This window comes from Duganella sp. 3397 (assembly GCF_031456625.1).
Lineage (GTDB): Bacteria > Pseudomonadota > Gammaproteobacteria > Burkholderiales > Burkholderiaceae_D > Rugamonas > Rugamonas phyllosphaerae.
The window spans coordinates 1-19,897 of record NZ_JAVDVB010000005.1 but is presented as its reverse complement, the minus strand read 5'-3'; the positions used below and the strand labels follow the sequence as shown (position 1 = coordinate 19,897).

The window sequence follows — 19,897 nt, the reverse complement described above, 5'->3', positions numbered from 1 at the left end:
TCTAGTTGTAGTGTGCGCCCCCCTCGCGCCGCTGCGCAGCAAAGTGTTCGATCGCCAGCAGGCGGAACGCGGTGACGGCGGGGTTTTCCTGGTCGGCGCGCCAGGCCATGCTCATCTCGGCTTGCGCCACCACGTTGTCGAGATGCCGGAACTCGACGTTGTCGTAGTGGAAGCGCTGGGCCGACGCCGGCAAGATCGACACCCCCAGCCCGGCCCGCACCATCGACAGAATGGTCGGGCTCTGGTCGATGTACTGCGTGATCTGCACGTGCACATCGTTGCTGGAGAAAATGCCCATCAACCGGTCATAAAAATACTTGCCCTGCACCGGCGAATGCATGATGAAGGGCTGGTCATTCAACTGCCTGAGTGCGATGCGCTCGTACGCGCACAGCGGGTGCCCCTTGGGCAACGCCACCACCAGCGGCTCCTCTTCCACCAGCTGCAATGTCAGCTGCTGGCGCGACGACACCGGGCGCATGAAACCGAGGTCGATGGTGTTGGCATAAAACGCCTCGATCTGCGCCACCGAGATCAGCTCGAACAACACCACGTCGATCTCGGGCAACGCAACCTTGGCAGCGGCCAGCAGGCCCGGGATCAGCTCGTAGCCGGCCGCGCCGGTGAAGCCGATGCGCACCCTGCCGGTCTTGCCCTGGCTGGCGCGGCGCACCGTGGTTTCGGCCTGCTCCGCCAGGTTCAGCAGGCGGGTGGCGTCGGCCAGGAATACCCGGCCTTCAGTGGTGAGCTTGACGGTGCGCCCCACCCGGTCGAACAGCTCCACGCCCAGGCTGTGTTCGAGCAATTGAATCTGCCGCGACAGCGGCGGCTGCGTCATGTTCAGCAGCGCGGCGGCGCGCCGGAAATTCAGTTCGGTCGCTGCGGCAACGAAGCAGCGCACCTGTCCCAGGTCTAGCATGGTGTGTCCTGTATGGCGTCAAAAGTCAGCCATGATAGCGAGAAACTGCTCCAGGACGGGTTCGCTCCACCTCTGCCTTTCGTCTCAGGTGGTCAGGCTGCCTTCCGGACGCTGCCCTGCCAGGCCCGCTGCCAGGCTGGCCAGCACCATCTCGCCCATGGCCGTGCGCGACTCGACGGTGGCGCTGGCGCGGTGCGCCTGCAAGACCACGCGGTCCATCGGGAACAGCGCTTCGGGCACGTTCGGTTCATCGACAAACACGTCCAGGCCGGCGCCGGCGATGGCGCCGCGCGTGAGCGCATCGACCAGGTCGCTTTCCACCACCAGCTTGCCGCGGGCGATGTTGATCAGGTAGCCGTCCTTGCCCAGCGCATCGAGCACGGCGGCGTTGATGATGCCCTGCGCCTTGTCGGCAGCAGCGGCCAGCACCAGGATGTCGCTGTCGCGCGCCAGTTGCAGCAGGTCGGGCACGAAGTTGTATGGCAACTCGGCGATGTGGCGCAGGTCGGTATAGGAGATCGGGCAGTCGAAGGCGGCGGCGCGCTGGGCAATCGCGCGGCCAACCTTGCCCATGCCAACGATGCCGACGCGCTTGCCGCTGAAGCGGCGCGACAGCGGAATCGCGCCCGGATGCGGGTTCTTCTGCCAGTTGCCGGTCTTCACAAACGCATTGCCCGAGCAAATCTCGCGGCACGAGGCCAGGATCAGGCCGATGGCCAGGTCGGCCACGTCTTCGGTCAGTGCGCCAAAGGTGGCGGTGACCGGCAGGTTGCGTGAGCGGGCAAATTCCAGGTCCACCGCGTCGGTGCCCACGCCGTTGACGGCAATCACTTGCAGCGCCGGCAGGCTCTCGATCATGGCATTGGTAATGCCGGTGTGGCCGCCGGTGATCACGCCCCGGATATTGGCGCCGTGCGCGGCCAGGTAAGCCGTCTTGTCCTGTTGCTCGAACAAGCGGTGTACGGTGTAGAGTTCGTTCAGCTTGTCGTTAATCGCTGGTACGAGGATCGGGTTCAGTTGCAGGACGTGTGGTTTCAATCGGGTCTCCCTGTTAGGCGATGGCAAGCATCGAGTTGTGAGCGCATCATGGGATGTTTTTTTTTGCGCGTCCAATCCCAAAACGCTATCAACTGATACACGGCCGGGAATGATTCAATTTGCGGATCACCTCATGTCCATAAAAGATTGGACGCGGTTCGGTACGGGTGGGAGGATTTGTGACCAAATAAAAAAACACCACTGGAGACATCTATGCGACAGCAATCCACCGCGAGCATGCCGGCAACACCTGTAACTGCAGCACCGCAAGAAGAAAAGAAGACCAATTACCGCTGGGTGGTGATGGGCCTGATTTTCTGCATCTGGGCCATCGCCTGCGCCGACCGCGCCAACTTCGGCATCGCCCTGCCCTACATGAAGAAGGAATTCCATATCACCAATACCGAAGCGGGCCTGATCGTCAGCCTGTTTTCGTTCGCCTACGCCATCGTGCAAATTCCGGTGGGCATGCTGTACCGCCGCCTCGGTGAAAAAGCCAGCGGCATTTTCCTGGCCGTGTGCATGGTGTTTACGTCGCTGTTTACCGCGCTGATGGCCACCACCACGTCGGTGCTGCTGCTCCAGCTGTACCGCATCGGCCTGGGCCTGTCCGAAGGACCGCTCGGCATCGGCTGCACCAACGTCATCAACCGCTGGTTTCCGCCGCAGGAAAAAGGCCTGGCGACCGGTTTGTGGATTGCCGCCTCCAAGCTGGGGCCATTAATGGTGCCGTCGGTGTGCCTGATCGTGATTGCGATCTGGGGCTGGCGCGAGATTTTCTACGTGTTTGCCGTGCCCGGTTTCCTGTTCGCGGTTCTATGGCTGCTGCTGGTGACCAACTCGCCGAGCGAGAGCCGTTTCTGCTCGCCAGCCGAGCAGCGCTATATCCGTGGCGAAGGCGCGCCAGCCGATGCTGGCAAAAAGCCGGCACCACGCCACCTGCGCAGCATGCCGCTGCTCGACGCCATCAACCGCACCCGCCGCGTGGAGCGCCTGCACACCATCGGCCAGGTCTTCACGTCGTGGAACATCATCGGCGTGGCGCTCGGCTACGGCTGCATGATCGGCATCACCAACATCTTCATGTCGTGGATCCCGACGTACCTGGTGACGGTGCGCGGTTTCGAATCGGTCAAAATGGGCTTCCTGGCCTCGGCGCCGTTCATCGGCGCGGTCACCGGCAACATGATCGGCGGCCTGATCTCCGACCGCCTGCTCGACGGCCGCCGCAAGCCGATGATGCTGCTCGGCGCCATCGGCACCACGCTCATGCTGTGCCTGCTGATCAACGCCCCCGACAGCGCCGTGTTCCTCGGCGCCACGCTGCTGATCTCGGGCCTGATGGTGGGCATCGGCTTTGCCGGCTATTCGGCGTACGCGATGGGACTGGTGAGCAAATCGACGTACCCGACCGCGTTCGGCATCGTCAACTTCCTCGGCCAGATCGGCGGCGCAGTGGCGCCGTTGATGGTGGGCATCTTGCTCGACCACTTCGGCTGGAGCAGCGTGTTCATGTACATGGTGGGCACGGCGCTGCTGTGCGTGGTGCTCGTGGCCAGCGTGGTGGAGCCGGTGGCGGAGCCGGAAGCGTAACAACCTCGGGGGTGGCGCACCAAGCGTGCGCTACCCCAAACCCGCATCGAACAAGCAGGCCTAACCTGACACTTTCTGATCCGTCAGGAGACAGCCATGCGCGCGCAACGCACCGATGGGGGCCTGCATGTCCAGGCGATTGCCGGTAGCCACGTGATTCTCTTCGGCTTCGACTGGCCCGAAGCGCGCGCCGGCCAGTTGCAAGGCTTCGCCATCCACCGCACCGACCACGAGACCGGCCGCGCCGACTGGCTCGAAGCGCAAAAGCGCTACGCCACCACCGATCCCGGCACCGGTAAAGGCACGCGCGTTTCCACCCGCAACCACCCGCTGCAAACCTTCCAGTGGGCCGACTACACGGTGCGCCCCGGCGTGGAATACACGTACCGCATCGTCGCGCTCGGCGGCACGCCCGCGGCGCTCACGGTGCTGGCCGAGGTGGCGGTGCCGGTGCGCACGATTACGCGCACGGCGTCGGGCCACGCCATCCACTTCAATCGCGGCGCGATTGCCGCCCAGGAGTATGCGCGCCGCTTTGCCAACCGCGCACCGGAGGACGTGCCCAACAACCAGGCCTTCGAATGGCTCAGCCGTGGCCTGTTCGAATCCCTGCTCGCCTTTATCGCCCAGGCCCAGGCCGGCGACGCGCTGCACGCCGCCATCTACGAAGCGCGCCACGCGCCGGTGCTCGACGCCCTGCGCGCGGCGCGCGAACGCGGCGTGGCGGTGCGCATCATCTACGACGCCAAGGAAAACGGCGACGACGACAGCCCCGCCTATCCGCGCGAAGAAAACATCGGCGAGCTCGACATGGCGCACCTGGCCGACATCGGCATCGCGCGCGAGAAAAATCCCGGCTACATCGCCCACAACAAGTTTATCGTGCTCTCCACCCAGGGCACGCCGCACGCCGTGTGGGGCGGCTCGCTCAATTGGTCGCAAAACGGTTTTTTTGGCCAGCTCAACACCGGCCACGAAGTATGGGACGCCACGGTGGCGCAGCAGTTTCTCGCATACTGGCAATTGCTGGCGGCCGACCCTGCCAGCGTGGCGCTGCGCGCAGCGATCACCACCGCTTTCCCGTTGCCGGCGCAATGGCCCGACGGTTGCACGCCGGTCTTCAGTCCGCGCAAGGAACGCGATGCGCTCGACCGCTACATCGCCGAAATCCATAACGCGGAGGCGGTGCTGCTCACGCTGGCGTTCTCGATCGACGACCGGCTGGGGCAAGCGCTCGTACCCGAGCATCGCGGCGTGCGCTACGTGCTGATGGACGGCCTGAAAGGCAACAAGAAGCAGGTGGAAAAGATCGGCCGCATCGTCAGGGACATTCGCGCTACCGAGAGCGGCCGGGTGGCAATGGGCGCCTACCTGCGCACCAATGCGCTCGACCAGTTTCTGCTCGAACGCAGCAACGCCATGGCCCAACACGTGCAATTTATCCACACCAAGTTCATGCTGATCGACCCGCTGGGCAAGCGGCCGCTGGTGATCAGCGGCTCGGCCAATTTCAGCCTGGCATCGAGCAAGCAGAACGACGAGAACATGTTGGTGATCGCCGGCGACCACGAAGTGGCCGACATCTACCTGGGCGAATTCATGCGGTCGTACACCCACTACGCGTTCCGCGACGCGGTGCGCTCGGCGATGGCGTCCGGCACCTTCTTTGCCAGCAACCCGCTGGTGGAAGATTGCAGCTGGGCACAGGCGTACTACGGCGCCGGCTTTCGCAGCAGGCAGCGCAACTATTTTTCGCGCAGCGCGGTGTAGGTAACGCCGTCCGCGAATCTCGTGCAACATCGTCCCGCGCGACCTGAAATCGCCGGGACCGTTAAACTTTCCGCTTCACAGGTCAAGTACCCTTCATCGTGAAGGCTGATGCTTTTCATTCCTCCTACATCATCGAAAGGCCCTACCTTGAACGAACAAAACCGCCGCATCCTGCTGGCCAGCCGCCCTGACGGCAAGCCCACCACCGACAATTTCAAGTTCGACACCGTACCAGTAGCCGAGCCGGGCGACGGCCAGGTGCTGCTGAAAATCCTGTATCTCTCGCTCGATCCCTACATGCGCGGCCGCATGAGCGCGGCCAAATCCTATGCCGCGCCGCTGGAAGTTGGCGACGTGATGGAAGGCGCCACGGTCGGCCGGGTGATCCAGTCACGCGACCCCGCGTTTGCCGAAGGCGATATCGTGCTGTCACATTCGGGATGGCAAAACTTTGCCGTCGCCGACGGCGCCACCCTGCGCAAGCTCGACCCGTCGGTCGCACCGGTCAGCACCGCGCTCGGCGTGCTCGGCATGACCGGCTTTACCGCATACGCGGGCCTGCTGACGATCGGCCAGCCCAAGCCGGGCGAAACCGTGGTGGTGGCAGCGGCAAGCGGTGCCGTGGGTTCGGCAGTCGGGCAGATTGCCAGGATCAAGGGAGCACGGGCGGTCGGCATCGCCGGCGGCGCCGACAAGTGCGCGTTCCTGCGCGACGAACTCGGCTTCGATGTCGCGGTCGATCACCGTGCACCGGACTTTGCCGACCAGCTCAAGGCCGCGTGCCCGAAAGGTATCGACGTGTATTTCGAAAACGTCGGTGGCCACGTGTGGGAGGCTGTTTTCCCGCTGCTGAACGAATTCGCGCGCGTGCCGGTGTGTGGCCTGATCGCGCAATACAACGATACGGCGCCGCCTGCTGGCCCGGACCGTCTTCCTGGCTTCATGCGCGAGGTGCTCAGTCGCAGCCTGAACGTGCGCGGCTTCATCCAGCGCGAGTTTGTTGATCAGCGGCCGGCTTTTTACAAGGAAATGGCAGGCTGGATTTCGTCTGGCCAGGTTCGGTATCGGGAGGATATTGTGGAGGGGCTTGATGCGGCGCCGGAGGCTTTCATGGGGTTGTTGGAGGGGCGGAATTTTGGGAAGTTGGTGGTGCGGATTGGGGAGTGATTGAGTGGGCTGTGCGTGAAAACGCAACGGACAAGAAAAAACCGCCTGATGGTAATGCCGTTAAGTTAAGCTGAAGTTTTAATTTTTTTTAGCATCGAAACGTCGTCCCCGCGCAGGCGGGGACCCAATTTGGCGGGCATTTTGACGAATTTCGTAGAACTTGGGTACCCGCCTTCGCGGGTACGACGGGCACGCTGAGCTTAACTTAACGGCATTACCGCCTGATGGCGGTTTTTTTCTGATCTGGCGGAAGCGGTGTAATGCGAATAATCAGCATCCAAGCCACGCGAGAACCACTTCTACATATCCGTACCTACAACGGTACCTACTCAAGCAAATACTCATACTTCTGCGGGAGCAATGCAAACTCGCCGTATCCTAAGTTCTCAAGACACAGTCCACTCCCATTTATGGATATCGGACCATACATCAGCAGAATTCGACCTATGCTTTCTTTTGAGATGCCCTTCTCAGACTGCATGGAGCCGCTCAGCTTTAAACAAAAATCGCCCACACCTGGCGCTTTATGCATGAGGGTAGTTTTCCACTTTCCTGACGTCCAGTATTGGTCGTACGCTTCAATCTTTCCAAAATACAGCCTCGCTACAGGATTTTGTTCAGCTATCTCATGCACACTCGAAAGAAGCTCTCTAAGCGGCACCGCATATTGCGCACCTGGCATTACGAAATATTTGTCAAAATTCTGGTCAAAATTTCGGCACATGCCGGCGATTGTTGAGATACGGCTCGGTAATAAGAAGGACTCTCCACGATGGCGTGAGATCGGGACAGAAGCAAGCGGTCCTTCAATGTCTTCGACTGGACCTTGATCATACTGCCCGGCTTCGACTCCTGTCCCTTCGGGTCTCTGCTGCATGAACTCGCTCAGTATGACAAGGCGCCCATCTTCTATGGCCTTGCGAGCATCCTCTTCAGTCTCATACCGCCGGCCCTCCGTCGGTTTAGTACGAATGCTGCAAGGCAATCTCACAGAGCGGCTGTGCGCGAAGAAGGCCGCCTTGCCAGCGGTGCTACGATCACGATTTTTAGGAGAACGAAAAAGAGGCGCATAGCACTCAGGACAAAATAATTGCCCTTCCATTTCTGGGAGGTACTCTGACGCGGTTACCCGCGTACCGCCCGTAGGATAATCGCCAAGTACGAATTTCCAGTTTCGAAAATAAAGTGCGTATTTGTCAGCCGCAGCGGTCATGTGTATCTCCTTTGCAACCACTCTTGCATAGGAAGATTCAATTGTAAAGTAGATAATTAGACTTCCAGCTTAGAAGTCAGATAGCCGCTTTAGACTTTAGCCTTGCAGATCAAAGACTTGCGGAGCAAACAATGGGTTATTCACATAGAATACCTGCTCTGTAAATCGTTGATTTTACTATGCTTGACCTACCTCAATAACCCGGCCTCAGCGGGTCAGAACAGACCAGCGGGCTCAGCGTCCCTGTCCCAGCTGTAGATGATCAGCTCGCTGCGCTCTGCGCCCTTCCCGCCCCCCACCGTGTAATTGATGCCGGTGGTGTCCATCTGAAAGGCCGCGAACACCCGGCGGATATCAGGGTGATCATTCAAGCTAAGAATGGCCTTGCCCTTGAGGCGCGACATCAAATCGGCCATTTTTTCGTACTGGTCGAATTCGAAGTCCACACCGTAGCCGGCCGTCTGCCAGTATGGGGGATCAAGATAGAAAAGCGTATGGGGTCTATCATAGCGCTCCATACACTCATACCAGTCAAGATTCTCGATATAAGCGCTGGCCAGGCGAAGGTGCGCGGCGGAGAGGTTCTCTTCGATGCGTAGCAGGTTCACTGGCGGCGCGGTTGTGGCCGTCCCCCAGCTCTGCCCGTCCACTTTTCCACCAAACGCCTGCTGCTGCAAATAAAAGAATCTCGCGGCGCGCTGGATGTCGGTGAGCGTATGCGGCGGGGTAGCTTGGAGCCACTTAAAAACGTCTCTGCTCGAGAGCGCGTATTTGAACTGGCGCACGAATTCTTCCAGATGATTTTTCACCACCCGATACAGGTTGACCAGGTCGCCGTTGACGTCGTTAATCACTTCCACATCCGCCGGCGGCCGCATGAAGTATAGGGCGGCACCGCCGGCGAAGACTTCGACGTAGCAGCTGTGCTTGGGGAATTGCGGAACTATGCGATCGGCCAGACGACGCTTGCCGCCGATCCATGGAATTATTGGCATTGCCATGAGTTACCCTTAATACTGTATAAACATACAGCATAACAAGGCGGAGGACGAACGGATACGGTATCAGCCTCGATCTTGAAGACCTTTCGCAAACGACCGCACGTAGGCGATCTGCTCGGGCGTCTTGATGTCGAACTCGACGAGCCAACCCTGGCGCAACAGTTGGGCCGGTGCGTCGCCGTACGCGTCGTAGTGCTCAAACCCGGACAGCTGGAATCGCTCTTCGCTCATCCACTCCAGGTCGCAGTCGAGCAACGTGCCCGCGAGTCGGGATTCCGTGCCGAATTCCGCACGCGTGGCGTGGCGGCCCAGACGCTCGTCCAGTGCCCCGGCGACCGTCAGCTTGCCCTCGTTGATGTACGATGGCCGGTCCATCACCTGCCGGTGCGGCAGCGGCCGGCCTCGATCGAAGATCCCGCGCATCCGGTAGCTGACCGCGTGGAGTGGTTCGTCGAGCTTGCACATCCAGGACTGGGTCGCGTGGACCGGGCCGCGCTCGTTGGCGATGACGTTCACGCCGTACAGCACGAACTCAAATTCTTTCAGCCACAGCAGCTGCACGCTGGCCAGCTCGGCCACGATCGACTTCGTGCCGGGCGCGTAGAGGCGGCCGACCTTCGACGGCCGCCGCTTGCCCTGGTCCTTGACCTCCACCACCAGCAGTTCGAACGGCGCCGGCGTAAAGCCTACCCGGACCGGCTCCGGCAGATATGCGCCGCCCTCGCGTCGGCGCAAAACCCAAACCCGCATGCCGCCCCCCCCTTGGCCATCAATACTGTATATGCATACAGTATAGCAAATTGAAGGTGGGCCGCCGTGCCTTTGTAGAACCTTCCAAACCTGCTAATGTCAAGGCATACGCAAATCTATAGTGGAGAAAACTTGGAAACTTATTCGGACTATGACACTATCAAAGTGGCAAACAAAGAGTTTGGCCCGAAGGCTTACATATTAACTCTCGAAGAAGCAATTGATGAGAGCTTCGGAATAGTGCCCGAAATTAATAAATATTTTCTGTATCTCAGGGAGCGATTCCCGCATAAAATAAATCCTACGTTTGCCATCGCCAGAATGCTTCAACCAATGAGGATATTCAAAACTCCATCGGAAGAATTTATAATAGTTATTTCCGAATCGACAATTTATCACATACTCAAATTAGCATCACACTTGCAATCCCTGCACCCCATATCTGATTTTCTACATTTGAAAACTCAGCCGATCAAAGAGTATTACAATGCCACAAGTCTTGTCGATATCACGCGTTCTTGGATTCTATCTGAAACCGAATTTTACGCCGAAGATTTAAACTGCGCTTTTGCGGCGCTGTTTTTCATGATAGCCCACGAGTACGCTCATTTTGCCCATGGCCATATAGATTTCCAACAATCGGATGAATTCAGAAAATTCGATACGCCGGCTGAGGTGGACCGCACTAAGTGAGCATTGGAAATGGATGCTGACGCTAGCGCAACAACCACTCTTCATGATTATTTTTCGAATGTTGTTTCGCCTGAGATAGTTAAGAAGTACAACGGACCAAACGACCCCCTACAAATATGTTTAATATATTATAGAAGATATATTTTTGGCATGATTATTTCGCTTATTTATTCCGACACCATTAGCAATAATTACAATCCCAAGACACACCTCTTCGGTTATGCAAGATTCTTGAATATCATTGGAATATTAGAGATAGTTTTAAAACAGCAAGTACCGTCCTGTGTCGGAGTCACTGAGGTTCTGAGAAAAAAAATCGCGGAGTCTTTTACAGCACTAAGCGGTTCATTACATGCAGTGGGTTATCCCATGGCAGCAAATACTATCTTCATTGACGGGGACAATGTTAAAGCGGCTTACACCGCTATGGGTATTGCGGTAGGCGAAGAAGCAATTAGCGACACACAGGGACGTTGGGCAAAGCTATTGCCTGATCTCCGTAAATATCTGCGAGCCGGCAGGCTCGCCCCTCCAAACAAAACACCATCTTAGAACGAGAAGCGATCGTCGATTATTGACAACCGATCAGCGCCGCCTCGAGCGCACCCTCGTATTTCCGCCCTGCCAGCCAGTCCCGCGCCAGCGCCAGAACTTTGGCACCGGCCAGCGCATCGATCGGCAGCTTGTCGAACTCGTACACAGGCGCCGGCGGCTTGTCCTTCACGCATGGCGTGTGCACCGGCACGTAAACGGTCTGCGTTGGCGGTGGCGCTGTGCCGCAGCCGGCTAGCAGTGCGGCGGCCACCAGCGGAATAATCTTTGAAATGATTTGTCGTGCGGTTTGTGGTTTCATCGAACACTTTCCAACAGCTGGTTCACGAACGGCATGGCCTCGTCGCAGGTGGTGGCGCGCGCGCCGGCCAGCCGGGACTGGGCGGCACCCAGCCGACGCCCATTTGCTGCGGCGAGCTCCTGGGCGGCGCGGCCGCGCGCGTCGGCCTCCACGGTGGCGCGGTGCATGGACTGCACCGCCTCGTTCTGCACGCCGATCGAAGCGCGCAGCGCGGCGCTGGCGCCCTGCTCCGCCACCAGGCTGGCCAGCGCCTTGTCGCGCGCTGCCGCCGCCAGCCACCAGCCCGTGCCGGTGATCAACACCAGCAGCAGGACGCCTAGCGCCACGGCCGCGACTTTCCAGATGCCGGCGACGACGGCGCCGCCGGCCAAGCTGAGCGCGCTCACAGCACGCCCGTCAGGCACCGGCTGCGCTCAGCGGCGCGGCGCTTGGTCAGCCCCGGCAGCGCCACCATGGCGCCCAGCACGCGCCTTGTCCCAGCGCGGAAGCTGGTTGCACGCGCCGACCAGGTCGCCGGCGTAGAGCATGCGCGCTGCCGTCGACGTGGCGCGGCTGCACGCCAGGCCCGGGCCCAGGTTGAACACGGCGTCGGAGAACGCCGCCGGCACCGGTACCGGCACGCCTGGTACGCACCGCTCGACGTGGTCCACCGCCTTCTGCATGTCGGTCGTCAGCAACGAGCGGCATTCGTCCATCGAGTATTTGCGCTTCGCCACCACGTCAGCGCCGGTGTGGCCGTAGCACACGGTCAGGATCCCGGGCGGGTCGTAATACGCGAACTGCCGGATGCCCTCGGCAGGGATGGCGATGATGGTGGCCAGCGCCGCAGCTGCGGCCGTACGTTGCTTAGGCGTTGCCATTGGCGCCTCCCGACAGTTCACGCTGCGCGACCAGGCGCGCCACGGCGGCCGAAAGCGACACCGCCGACGCGATGCCAGCGAACACGCCGTTTGGGATGCCAGCCGGCTGCACCAGCTGCACGCCCACCTCCAGGCCGCCGAGGATGGCAGCGAGGATGCTGAATTTCATGGACCACGCGCGCGTGAGCACGGCGCGCCAGTCTTCGATCAGTTCAAGTTTTTTCATTTGAGTTTCCACAGTCCATAAATTGAAGCGGCCAGCGCCGCCATTACCGTCAGCCACTTGGCTGGCCGTTCAAGCCAGCCCAGCACCCGGATACCGCCCTTCATCGTGTCCATCGCGTCGGCCATCTCGCGCAGCGCCGGAACGTCCAACTGGCCGATCAGGCCCTTGATGGCGCCCAGCACGTCCAACGTCTCCTGCGCGCGAGCGTCGAGGCGATTGATCGTCGCTACTGCCGCTGCCAACTCTTCCTCGAGCGCCTTGATTCGATGCAGGTTGTCCGCGTGGCGCGCGTCTTCTACTGCCTCATCTGCTGGCATGTTTCCCCTTTCGTGGGACGTAAAAAAACCCGCCGGAGCGGGTTGTGGTGGAGTGGGGATCTGCTACGCCGCCTCGAGCGCGGCAAGGCGCTGCTCGAGCGCATCTTGGCGCGCAGCTTGGCCAGCGGCGATGAACATGGACAGCTCGGCATAGCGAAACGCGTAGCGGTCACCGGCCTCGCGCACGACCTTGGTGTAGGCGTCGCGCACCTCGACAGCTGGCCAGCCGGGTGCGGCCGACACCGCCGGAGTGATGATCGATCCGTCGTTAGCAAGAACAGCGCGCTTCGCCGAATTGGATGTGGACAGCAATCGCGCTGCATTCGAATCGGTGGACAAATTGCTTTCAGCCCGCACCGCCGACGCCGATGCCTTGGAGCAGCAGTTACAGGTGCAGCGCGACGCTAATGCGGTGATCGGCCTGACCAAGGAGCAGGCGGCCGCCTACAACCGCACTTTGGTTGAGGAGGCAGCGGTACGCAAAGAGATCGAGGCCAGCATTCTCGATACGATCGCAGGGCGGGAACGCCTGCAAAGCTACGGCGATATGGCCGGCGCTGCCGCTGGCTTCTTCGGTGAGCAGAGCAAGGGCTACAAGGTGTTGACCACCGTGTCGCAGGTGTTCCATGCAGCCGAGCTGGCCATGACTCTGGCCGAGTTGGTGCCGAAGGGTATCGCACCATCTACGCACGCACCGGCACCATCAACACGTCGGATGCCCGACTGAAATGCCAATTCCGCGACCTGACGCCAGCAGAGATCGCGGCGGCCTGTGATCTGGCCCGCGCCGTGCAGATCTACCGCTGGCGGGATGCTGTTGACGAGAAGTCGTCAGACGCCCGGGAACACGTCGGCCCAACCGTGCAGTGCGCAATCGAGATCATGGCGACTCACGGCCTCGATCCGTTCAACTACGGATTCGTCTGCTACGCACGTGGGACCGCCAGGTTATTGAGCACCCGGCTACGGAAGCACCCGCGGCCGTGCCGCCGACCGAGGAGAGCTCTTTCGTCAGCTCAGCGCGCCGGGTCAGTGTCTTCTCGTCCGCGAGCGCGATCTGGCCACGCAGACCGGCCAGCTTCTCCTGGTAAGCAGAGCGCTGGTCCTCGGACACGGCCTCTCGCCCCGCGATGGCCAAGCGCTGCTGCGCGCCGGACTTCTCACGCTGGATCGCGGCCTCGTCCAGCTTGGCCATCGCTTCGGCGTAGGCGATGCGCTTGTCGAGCGCCTGGTTGCCCCCAGCCCGCTGCTGAGTATCGAGTAGGATCCGGGCGCGCTTCGCCACCTCCTCTTGCATGGCGCCGAGCCGGGCGACTGCGCCGATTTGCGACTCCATGCCGGCGTTGTTGACGTCGACGTATTTGGAGCGGATCTGCGCAATGCGCTTCTGGATCGATTCCTCGGTAACGGCAGGATCCTGACCCTGCGGCGCTCCTTCCGCGCCCAAGGTACGCGCCTTCGCAATATCCATTTCCATCTGCTGGCGGCGAGTCAGGTACTTGTCGCCCAGTTCGGCAAACTGGATGGCGGCTTTGTTACGGCGCTGATCTGCACCTTCTTGCTCGGCAGTGAGGGCGGCAACCTTACGCTGATTCAGCAGGCTATCGCGGTCCCGCTCAGCAGCGTCCAGATTGCTCTGTTTATCAGCATCCGACCCAGCGAACGAAAAAAATGCCAGCTTCGCTTTCTTGACTCGCTCTTCGGCCTTTTTCAACTTGTCGTCAAGGCTAGCCAGCACGGGCCTGTTGCCATTTGTAACCGTAGCCGCGTGCGGTGCTGCTCTTCTTATCGCTACGCCAGCTGCCAGCGGTTACCGTGCTCAGCTGAGCAGGCAGGCTGGACAGTCCAGACTTGAATGTCTGTAAGCGGGTCATTGATCAATCCTTGCGTGGTGCGTTCGGCACTTGGGCGGCAATGGCGCTGGCGGACGTGCCGGTGGTGCCGTAATCTTTCACGCGAAGTATCTCTTTCGTTCGCTCCGCATCAACCAACTGCGCGATCAAACAGTCCAGCAATACACCGTCGCTGCTTGCGACAGCACGGCGGATCAAATCTATTCTGTAAATTTTTTTCATAAATTTGCGATCAGAAGCGCAAAATGGCCGGCGTTTCAAAAAATGCGATAATCACAATAAATTTTTAGGGGGACGCAGGATGATAAGCTTTGCAGATATCCAATACCGATACACCGTCGAAGAATATCTAGAGAAATTGGAGATGCCACGGCGCATAGAAGTCAAATCCATGTTCGAAGTGTCAAATCTCGCGTTAGACATGACCCGCCGTTATGAGCGAGCCTCTGATCCGCTTCCGGAGATCTGGATCCGAAGCACTCTTACGCCGAATGGTGAAGCCATGCCGGGTCGTATCTACCTTAGCGAAGGACTGATAAACACATGCCTAGACATATCTTTACCTCCAGATTGCCATAGCACCTTGGAGCTTCCGAACAATCTAATGCTTCCTCTGCCTCAGTTTGCACTGACCTTCTGCCTCGTGCATGAGTACATGCACATCTCCAGGAAGCATAATGAATGCTCAATCGAAATTGGAGATTCTCAGCGTTTCAGCCTTGCGACCGAATATGATGCCGATCTATGCAGCACCGCAGTAATCTACCGGTTGGCCCAGCAATTTTATAAAGACTCCGCTAGCGACCGAGATGTTCGGACCATCACTCTTTTTGCGATTCTATGGGTAACGCTCGCATTGCCCCAGAGCGATTTAGCAACCACGCATAGTTCGACTGCGGAGCGGATTTTCTCTACCTACACGAAGGTGTGCAGCTTAACTCAACGCCTCGGCGCGCCTCCTGACCCAAGTTGCGCCGGTCCAGAATGCCGGCAAGTGGCAGAGTACATGCCACAGGTACTTCTTCGGCTCGCCAAGCTGCACGCCGACCTTCACTTGGAGAAGGGTCGTATCCTTAAACAAATTCTGGCTGGCTTCGTGCCTGGGCCTCAGCGCTTCGAAGCGGCAGAAGCTTGGGAGGAGATACGCGAAATAGTTGTGGCTGTATCAGAAAAACCAAAAGATTGAGACCAAATAAAAAAGCCCGCGACCGTAAGGTGGCAGGCTTAAATATTTCCGGGCGAACGAATCAGGTAGTCGAACATGCGCAGGGCGTCGGCTTCCTTGCCCTTGGTCTTGCCAGGCGTGTACACGACGAACGAAAACCCCTGTACCGGCGTTCGAAAAAACAAAGAGGTTCCGCGCGACTACTACGCGGAGGCCTACGTTAGGGATGCTGTCTACGACGCCGGCGTGATTGAGCTGCATGATGCGATGGACCTGAACTACTTGACTGGCCAGCGGCCCGCTGACGTCATCAAGATGGGCAAGGAGCACGTGCGCGGCGACGAGTTGATGGTAACGCAAGGCAAGCGCGGCCAGAAGCTGCGCATCCAACTGCGCAATGCTGCCGGCCTTACGGATCTCGGCCTGTTCATCGAGGAGTTAAGGGGCGTCCGGTGCAGTGCATGAGTGGCCACCTAGTGTGCACGCCGAGCGGAACGCACGTCACCGCAAAGATGCTGCGCGACCGCTTCGAGAAGGCACGGTCGACGGCAGCCGCTGAGGCCGAAGCTGCGGGAGCGCCCGACTTGGCCAAGCGCATCAAGGCATTCCAGTTCCGTGACATCCGACCGAAAGCGGCCAGCGAAATCGAGAGCTTGGATGACGCCAGTAAGCTGCTGGGACACCAACACGAACATCACCAAGCGGGTTTATCGCCGTGTTGGAGAGCGCGTCAAGCCCACCCGATAACACGAGTTGCGGAAACCGCTTCCGCAAGTTGTGAAATATTTGTTAAATTCACCTGCATAGGCCTGCTCGACGCGTGCGGTCAGAAAACAAAAAAGCCCTTGATTATCAAGGGCTTATTCATTTCATCTGGCGGAAGCGGTGTCAGTCACACAAGATGTCGCCAATGGTCGCCGCTGTGCGCGCTCATAGCGCCAATCGTGCTTCCAGTGTATTTTTACATCGTCTTTGCGCGCCCCTGCGTCCGTATATACTTCATATTGGTATGTGTCAGGGGTGTATGTTGAGATTACAGGTGTGCTTAACCACTATCGTCAGTGTACCCTCCCAGAAACAGAAGCACCCTAAGGAGAGTATGCCTTGCAAGGTTCTACAAATAAGCTGTCCGACACTCGGATCGAGAGTTCAATTAAACAATGCAAGACGGCGAGCGGTGGCCTTGGAAAACGCGGGATCGTCGGCGATGGAGGCGGACTCTATCTGCAAATTAGCGCGAGTGGGAATGCGTCATGGATATTCCGCTACAAGATCGGCTACATACCGAAGTCGATTGGCCTTGGCGCATACCCAGGCGTCACCTTAAGGATAGCACGTGAGAAGGCAGCCGCGTACCGCGCCCAGCGCGCCGAAGGGAGAGACCCCTCGACTGAAAAACAGGCCTTAGTTGCCGGCACAAGCTCGGCGGGGTCAGAAGTCAAGACTTTCGACCAATGCGCCGCCGAATACATCATGGATCACCGTGCAGAATGGAAAAATGCTAAACATGCTCAGCAGTGGGAAAATACTCTTTCAACATACGCGTCGCCAGTAATCGGCGACAAAGCTGCGTCAGACATCACTGTTGCCGATATCAAACGCATCCTCTCGCCGATCTGGACCACCAAGCACGAAACAGCGACTCGCCTTCGAGGAAGAATTGAATCCATCCTCGGTTGGGCAACGGTGCATGGCCTGCGAACCGGCGATAATCCGGCACGATGGAAAGGCCATTTGGAGCATTTATTGGCTAAAAGCTCGGCATCCTTGCGCGTCAAGCGCCACCACCCGGCCTTGCCTTACACTCAAATTCAGGAATTCATGCGAGCACTCGAATCTCAGGAAGGGATGACAAGATGGGCGCTTGAATATTTGATCCTAACTGCATGTCGGACTACCGAGGTGTGCCAAGCTCAGTGGGCAGAGATAGACCACGAGAAAAAGCTATGGACCATTCCAAAAGAGCGGATGAAAGCGGGGAAGGAACATCGAGTGCCGCTGTCTGAGCGTGCGCTAACCGTATTGAAAAACGTCCAACCGCTCGCCAAAGGTCAATTCGTTTTTCCCGGTGGGACCAAGAACAAGCCGTTATCGAATATGGGAATGGCAATGCTGTTGCGTCGCATGGGGTACGATAAGATCACTGTTCATGGGTTTCGCTCCACATTCCGGGACTGGGTCGGCGAGACCACCACGCACGAATTTTTGGTTGCCGAGGCCGCACTTGCGCACGGTCTGCGGGATCAGACTGTGGCAGCATACGCGCGGGGCGACCTATACGACAAGCGCTTCGCATTAATGCGCGATTGGGAAGCTTATTGCACGTCGCCCCGTCCGCCTCTTCTGTCATGACTTCGGGATGACATTACTGCTAAGGTATTGAAAAATTACATGCCAAAACTAGCCACCATGCCCCACTCTTCAACGAAGGTCTATGTTCGACCGCGATCTGAATTTCACCCCCATGAGGTGGCCGACCAGTTTCCGCTACATGCTTTTTTGCCGAATGAGCCAGGCGACGCGAGCCGCTACGGCATACTCACAGATGAGACACCATTTCGGCATTACGCTTGGGAATTCTTACGGCGTAACCGCTTTTTTCAGCGCCAGCAAGATGGAATAAACCGTCGCCGCCACGATCGGGATGACGATATTGAATGGGGATTTCAACCGAGCCAGGACCGTTTACCCACAACAGGTTTGTCCAATGCGATCCACTATTCGCGCGACTACATAAGTGAAACAGTGGAAAAAAAATGGCCCGGCAAGCCCGCAGTCGTCCAGTGGGAGATTGCTACTGAAATGCTCTCTAGACTTACACTTCCCAAAAATTTACCGCGTCAATCAGCGGGGCTAGAGTATCAAGAGAGTCAAGTTTCGATAATCTTTGATCTCGTGTCTTTAGCGCCGGGCATTGCGGCCATAGACCTTCAGTTAGAGATTGCCAGAGAGCGCCTTGTTGCACTTGCGGCCATGCAAGGAAATCTCGTAGCAAAACGTCCGAGCACTCCCAGCCGTGGAAAACTCCGGAATTTGCTCCGCATTGTCGACCTCTTTTCTTGCCAGGACCGAAGGAGGGTTGGGGAAGTGACGGAAACGTACTTCAAAAAGTACAAATCAATACATGAACTCCAATTGGCGGATAAGAAATTGTCCAAAAAGTCACGCGAGGGCCATGTTGGAGATTTGTTAGATCGCGCATTCAGCTACGTCTACTGTCGAGAGTATTTACAACTCCTAGCGTTTGATCCTTGGCCGTGGATCGACTTGAAGTCCGACGATCAAGTGTGAGCATCGGCAAGGTCGCAGGTCGCAAAAAACAACACTTATGTAAAAATTCAAAATATCTCTTGCATCGGTCTCGCACGCATCGGGGCAGACTAAAATCCGGCGTTGAGCAGAATCTGGATTTTTTTATGAAAAAAAATCCAGACGACCCATCACGCAGCCGGAAAACCCTTTTAAAAAGTGACTACCGTAGACGCGCAACTCGCTTACACCGCAAATCCTGGAAATAAAGCCATTAATTTTCCGGAAATTGAGAGCCACTCGTTTTATATGATTTGAATCCAGAGCACTCGCATCCGCAAGTGCAAAAGATAAGGATCATTTATGGACACTACTAAACGTACTCCGGCAAAACAGAAATCTGCGATTCGTTCACGTATCGAGGAACTGGAACGTCCAATGGCCACTGGCGCAGCTGTCCAGCGCGCCAAAACACTCAGCCCAAGCCCTGATACTGCGACCTTGTCGTCACTGCCAGGTCAAACCGTTTTGAGTAAGCCACGCATCCAGCTCCTCACTTCTAGCGAGGTGCAAGAAATCCTGAATGTGAAACGTACTTTTGTGACCGAGCACGTGGCTGCTAAGACAATGCCCCAGCCACTGAAATTCGGGAGCGGTCGTCGCGCCGCAATTCGCTTCTTCGAGCACGAAATTCATCAGTACGTAATGGACTTAGCTGCTCAACGCGACCAAACCGGCGCTGGTCCCGCGCTGCAAGTTACAGCCGCTGCGATGGAGGGCCATTAAAATGTATAAGCCCAACCACAGCCAGTCGCATTTGATCCACAACAACTGGCAGGTCGATGCAGCGCAGTGCTCTTTGGACGAGCTCATTCTGGGCATGACGTCCAGCGGTGCAAACCACAAATATCTGGCTGCACACGCACTGGATGGTGTGATGGTACAGGTCCTCGCTGACAGAGCCAATGTAGGTCCAACGCATTGCGATCACTCGGTAGCGGCGATTATCTACGACTCTGCCAAAGAACCAGTCAATGTATTGGCAATGGTGATCGATAGCCAAGGCAATTTTGAAGACGTAGTGATCCCCGGCGCTCGACTGGCTGGGTGCTTCGTGCGAATTGGTGAGAAGTCTGATTGTAGTGGTTTAATGTACCCGGACACCAATTTAGGCGAGAATGCTCGCCATGGAGAGGTGTTTGATGAGCAAGCAAAGACGTACATTTTCCC

The 19,897-nt window shown here is 58.1% G+C and carries 26 protein-coding genes and 1 pseudogene; 13 read left to right on the top strand and 14 right to left on the bottom strand.

The genetic code is table 11. From position 1 onward, the window contains the following. Position 1 precedes the first annotated feature (1 nt). On the bottom strand, positions 2–919 hold the full coding sequence (locus tag J2X54_RS16510; RefSeq protein ID WP_310182128.1) for a LysR family transcriptional regulator: 918 nt from the start codon (positions 917–919) through the stop codon (positions 2–4). 84 nt (positions 920–1,003) lie between these two features. After that, entirely contained in the window at positions 1,004–1,957 is a 954-nt protein-coding gene (locus J2X54_RS16505) for a 2-hydroxyacid dehydrogenase (RefSeq protein ID WP_070247083.1), read from the bottom strand. Positions 1,958–2,194: 237 nt separating this feature from the next. Here J2X54_RS16505 and J2X54_RS16500 point away from each other — a divergent pair, with 237 nt between their 5' ends. From J2X54_RS16500 to J2X54_RS16490, 3 genes are all read left to right on the top strand, one after another. Next, positions 2,195–3,550 carry an MFS transporter gene (locus tag J2X54_RS16500; RefSeq protein ID WP_404990930.1) on the top strand — a complete coding sequence of 452 codons (1,356 nt, stop codon included), beginning with the start codon at positions 2,195–2,197 and terminating at the stop codon, positions 3,548–3,550. Positions 3,551–3,646: 96 nt separating this feature from the next. Next, entirely contained in the window at positions 3,647–5,320 is a 1,674-nt protein-coding gene (locus J2X54_RS16495) for a phospholipase D-like domain-containing protein (RefSeq protein ID WP_310182124.1), read from the top strand. A gap of 108 nt (positions 5,321–5,428) precedes the next feature. After that, the gene (locus J2X54_RS16490) at positions 5,429–6,487 is read left to right on the top strand and encodes an NADP-dependent oxidoreductase (protein ID WP_404990927.1); all 1,059 of its coding nucleotides are present in this window, start codon (positions 5,429–5,431) and stop codon (positions 6,485–6,487) included. A 325-nt stretch (positions 6,488–6,812) separates the two neighbouring features. Here J2X54_RS16490 and J2X54_RS16485 read toward each other — a convergent pair whose 3' ends face one another. From J2X54_RS16485 to J2X54_RS16475, 3 genes are all read right to left on the bottom strand, one after another. Continuing rightward, a complete protein-coding gene (locus tag J2X54_RS16485; protein ID WP_310182121.1) occupies positions 6,813–7,700 on the bottom strand; it encodes a hypothetical protein in 888 nt (295 codons plus the stop codon). Between the two features lie 215 nt (positions 7,701–7,915). Next, positions 7,916–8,701, bottom strand: coding sequence for a DNA adenine methylase (locus J2X54_RS16480; protein WP_310182119.1), 786 nt, complete (start codon positions 8,699–8,701; stop codon positions 7,916–7,918). 63 nt (positions 8,702–8,764) lie between these two features. Further along, positions 8,765–9,451 (bottom strand): hypothetical protein, encoded by a 687-nt coding sequence (locus J2X54_RS16475; RefSeq protein ID WP_310182118.1) that lies wholly within the window; start codon positions 9,449–9,451, stop codon positions 8,765–8,767. Positions 9,452–9,583: 132 nt separating this feature from the next. On the opposite strand from J2X54_RS16475, the gene J2X54_RS16470 reads away from it, so the two are divergent. Both J2X54_RS16470 and J2X54_RS16465 read left to right on the top strand, forming a co-directional pair. After that, entirely contained in the window at positions 9,584–10,144 is a 561-nt protein-coding gene (locus J2X54_RS16470) for a hypothetical protein (protein WP_310182117.1), read from the top strand. Positions 10,145–10,153: 9 nt separating this feature from the next. Then, on the top strand, positions 10,154–10,696 hold the full coding sequence (locus J2X54_RS16465; RefSeq protein ID WP_310182116.1) for a hypothetical protein: 543 nt from the start codon (positions 10,154–10,156) through the stop codon (positions 10,694–10,696). 19 nt (positions 10,697–10,715) lie between these two features. Here J2X54_RS16465 and J2X54_RS16460 read toward each other — a convergent pair whose 3' ends face one another. The 6 genes from J2X54_RS16460 to J2X54_RS16435 form a co-directional block, all read right to left on the bottom strand. Next, entirely contained in the window at positions 10,716–10,997 is a 282-nt protein-coding gene (locus J2X54_RS16460) for a hypothetical protein (protein WP_310182115.1), read from the bottom strand. Continuing rightward, positions 10,994–11,323, bottom strand: coding sequence for a hypothetical protein (locus J2X54_RS16455; protein ID WP_310182114.1), 330 nt, complete (start codon positions 11,321–11,323; stop codon positions 10,994–10,996). Before J2X54_RS16455 ends, J2X54_RS16460 begins: the two co-directional genes overlap by 4 nt. Positions 11,324–11,410: 87 nt before the next feature. Next, positions 11,411–11,857: a glycoside hydrolase family protein gene (locus tag J2X54_RS16450; RefSeq protein WP_310182113.1), complete on the bottom strand. Its 447-nt coding sequence runs from the start codon at positions 11,855–11,857 to the stop codon at positions 11,411–11,413. Next, positions 11,844–12,083, bottom strand: a complete 240-nt coding sequence (locus tag J2X54_RS16445) for a hypothetical protein (RefSeq protein WP_310182112.1) — start codon at positions 12,081–12,083, stop codon at positions 11,844–11,846. The genes J2X54_RS16450 and J2X54_RS16445 overlap by 14 nt, the downstream gene beginning before the upstream one ends. Beyond that, positions 12,080–12,400, bottom strand: coding sequence for a hypothetical protein (locus tag J2X54_RS16440; RefSeq protein WP_310182111.1), 321 nt, complete (start codon positions 12,398–12,400; stop codon positions 12,080–12,082). Before J2X54_RS16440 ends, J2X54_RS16445 begins: the two co-directional genes overlap by 4 nt. Before the next feature lie 63 nt (positions 12,401–12,463). Further along, entirely contained in the window at positions 12,464–12,712 is a 249-nt protein-coding gene (locus J2X54_RS16435; protein WP_310182110.1) for a hypothetical protein, read from the bottom strand. Between J2X54_RS16435 and J2X54_RS16430 the strand changes: the two genes are divergently transcribed. Both J2X54_RS16430 and J2X54_RS25750 read left to right on the top strand, forming a co-directional pair. Continuing rightward, on the top strand, positions 12,702–13,127 hold the full coding sequence (locus tag J2X54_RS16430) for a hypothetical protein (RefSeq protein WP_310182109.1): 426 nt from the start codon (positions 12,702–12,704) through the stop codon (positions 13,125–13,127). The two genes, J2X54_RS16435 and J2X54_RS16430, sit on opposite strands and share 11 nt — an antisense overlap. After that, positions 13,082–13,240: pseudogene (locus tag J2X54_RS25750) on the top strand (hypothetical protein); the annotation flags it as partial. The gene J2X54_RS16430 and the pseudogene J2X54_RS25750, both read left to right, overlap by 46 nt. 67 nt (positions 13,241–13,307) lie before the next feature. On the opposite strand, the gene J2X54_RS16425 reads toward J2X54_RS25750, so the two are convergent. Together J2X54_RS16425 and J2X54_RS16420 are read right to left on the bottom strand one after the other, a co-directional pair. After that, positions 13,308–14,138 carry a hypothetical protein gene (locus J2X54_RS16425; protein WP_310182108.1) on the bottom strand — a complete coding sequence of 277 codons (831 nt, stop codon included), beginning with the start codon at positions 14,136–14,138 and terminating at the stop codon, positions 13,308–13,310. A 139-nt stretch (positions 14,139–14,277) separates the two neighbouring features. Beyond that, entirely contained in the window at positions 14,278–14,475 is a 198-nt protein-coding gene (locus tag J2X54_RS16420) for a hypothetical protein (protein ID WP_310182107.1), read from the bottom strand. Positions 14,476–14,554: 79 nt separating this feature from the next. On the opposite strand from J2X54_RS16420, the gene J2X54_RS16415 reads away from it, so the two are divergent. Then, the gene (locus J2X54_RS16415) at positions 14,555–15,439 is read left to right on the top strand and encodes a hypothetical protein (RefSeq protein WP_310182106.1); all 885 of its coding nucleotides are present in this window, start codon (positions 14,555–14,557) and stop codon (positions 15,437–15,439) included. Between the two features lie 38 nt (positions 15,440–15,477). Here J2X54_RS16415 and J2X54_RS16410 read toward each other — a convergent pair whose 3' ends face one another. Further along, the gene (locus J2X54_RS16410) at positions 15,478–15,603 is read right to left on the bottom strand and encodes a hypothetical protein (RefSeq protein ID WP_310182105.1); all 126 of its coding nucleotides are present in this window, start codon (positions 15,601–15,603) and stop codon (positions 15,478–15,480) included. Between the two features lie 61 nt (positions 15,604–15,664). On the opposite strand from J2X54_RS16410, the gene J2X54_RS16405 reads away from it, so the two are divergent. The 5 genes from J2X54_RS16405 to J2X54_RS16385 all read left to right on the top strand — a co-directional run. Continuing rightward, a complete protein-coding gene (locus tag J2X54_RS16405; protein ID WP_310182104.1) occupies positions 15,665–15,883 on the top strand; it encodes a hypothetical protein in 219 nt (72 codons plus the stop codon). 639 nt (positions 15,884–16,522) lie between these two features. Next, positions 16,523–17,770, top strand: coding sequence for a phage integrase central domain-containing protein (locus J2X54_RS16400; RefSeq protein WP_310182102.1), 1,248 nt, complete (start codon positions 16,523–16,525; stop codon positions 17,768–17,770). Positions 17,771–17,809: 39 nt separating this feature from the next. Further along, complete coding sequence (locus J2X54_RS16395) at positions 17,810–18,709, top strand: hypothetical protein (RefSeq protein WP_310182100.1); 900 nt, start codon at positions 17,810–17,812, stop codon at positions 18,707–18,709. 321 nt (positions 18,710–19,030) lie between these two features. Further along, positions 19,031–19,453, top strand: a complete 423-nt coding sequence (locus tag J2X54_RS16390) for a helix-turn-helix domain-containing protein (protein WP_310182099.1) — start codon at positions 19,031–19,033, stop codon at positions 19,451–19,453. Position 19,454: 1 nt separating this feature from the next. Next, positions 19,455–19,897, top strand: a 443-nt coding sequence (locus J2X54_RS16385; RefSeq protein WP_310182098.1) for a hypothetical protein, incomplete at its 3' end; no start/stop codon positions are given.

Bases quoted from the DNA above. Each gene is read 5' to 3' on its own strand.
- J2X54_RS16415 (WP_310182106.1), top strand. From the start codon at position 14,555: ATGATAAGCTTTGCAGATATCCAATACCGATACACCGTCGAAGAATAT.
- J2X54_RS16480 (WP_310182119.1), bottom strand. From the start codon at position 8,701: ATGGCAATGCCAATAATTCCATGGATCGGCGGCAAGCGTCGTCTGGCC.
- J2X54_RS16440 (WP_310182111.1), bottom strand. From the start codon at position 12,400: ATGCCAGCAGATGAGGCAGTAGAAGACGCGCGCCACGCGGACAACCTG.
- J2X54_RS16510 (WP_310182128.1), bottom strand. From the start codon at position 919: ATGCTAGACCTGGGACAGGTGCGCTGCTTCGTTGCCGCAGCGACCGAA.
- J2X54_RS16495 (WP_310182124.1), top strand. From the start codon at position 3,647: ATGCGCGCGCAACGCACCGATGGGGGCCTGCATGTCCAGGCGATTGCC.
- J2X54_RS16395 (WP_310182100.1), top strand. From the start codon at position 17,810: ATGCCAAAACTAGCCACCATGCCCCACTCTTCAACGAAGGTCTATGTT.
- J2X54_RS16450 (WP_310182113.1), bottom strand. From the start codon at position 11,857: ATGGCAACGCCTAAGCAACGTACGGCCGCAGCTGCGGCGCTGGCCACC.
- J2X54_RS16390 (WP_310182099.1), top strand. From the start codon at position 19,031: ATGGACACTACTAAACGTACTCCGGCAAAACAGAAATCTGCGATTCGT.
- J2X54_RS16465 (WP_310182116.1), top strand. From the start codon at position 10,154: ATGGATGCTGACGCTAGCGCAACAACCACTCTTCATGATTATTTTTCG.
- J2X54_RS16490 (WP_404990927.1), top strand. From the start codon at position 5,429: ATGCTTTTCATTCCTCCTACATCATCGAAAGGCCCTACCTTGAACGAA.
- J2X54_RS16485 (WP_310182121.1), bottom strand. From the start codon at position 7,700: ATGACCGCTGCGGCTGACAAATACGCACTTTATTTTCGAAACTGGAAA.
- J2X54_RS16500 (WP_404990930.1), top strand. From the start codon at position 2,195: ATGCCGGCAACACCTGTAACTGCAGCACCGCAAGAAGAAAAGAAGACC.
- J2X54_RS16460 (WP_310182115.1), bottom strand. From the start codon at position 10,997: ATGAAACCACAAACCGCACGACAAATCATTTCAAAGATTATTCCGCTG.
- J2X54_RS16445 (WP_310182112.1), bottom strand. From the start codon at position 12,083: ATGAAAAAACTTGAACTGATCGAAGACTGGCGCGCCGTGCTCACGCGC.
- J2X54_RS16475 (WP_310182118.1), bottom strand. From the start codon at position 9,451: ATGCGGGTTTGGGTTTTGCGCCGACGCGAGGGCGGCGCATATCTGCCG.
- J2X54_RS16420 (WP_310182107.1), bottom strand. From the start codon at position 14,475: ATGAAAAAAATTTACAGAATAGATTTGATCCGCCGTGCTGTCGCAAGC.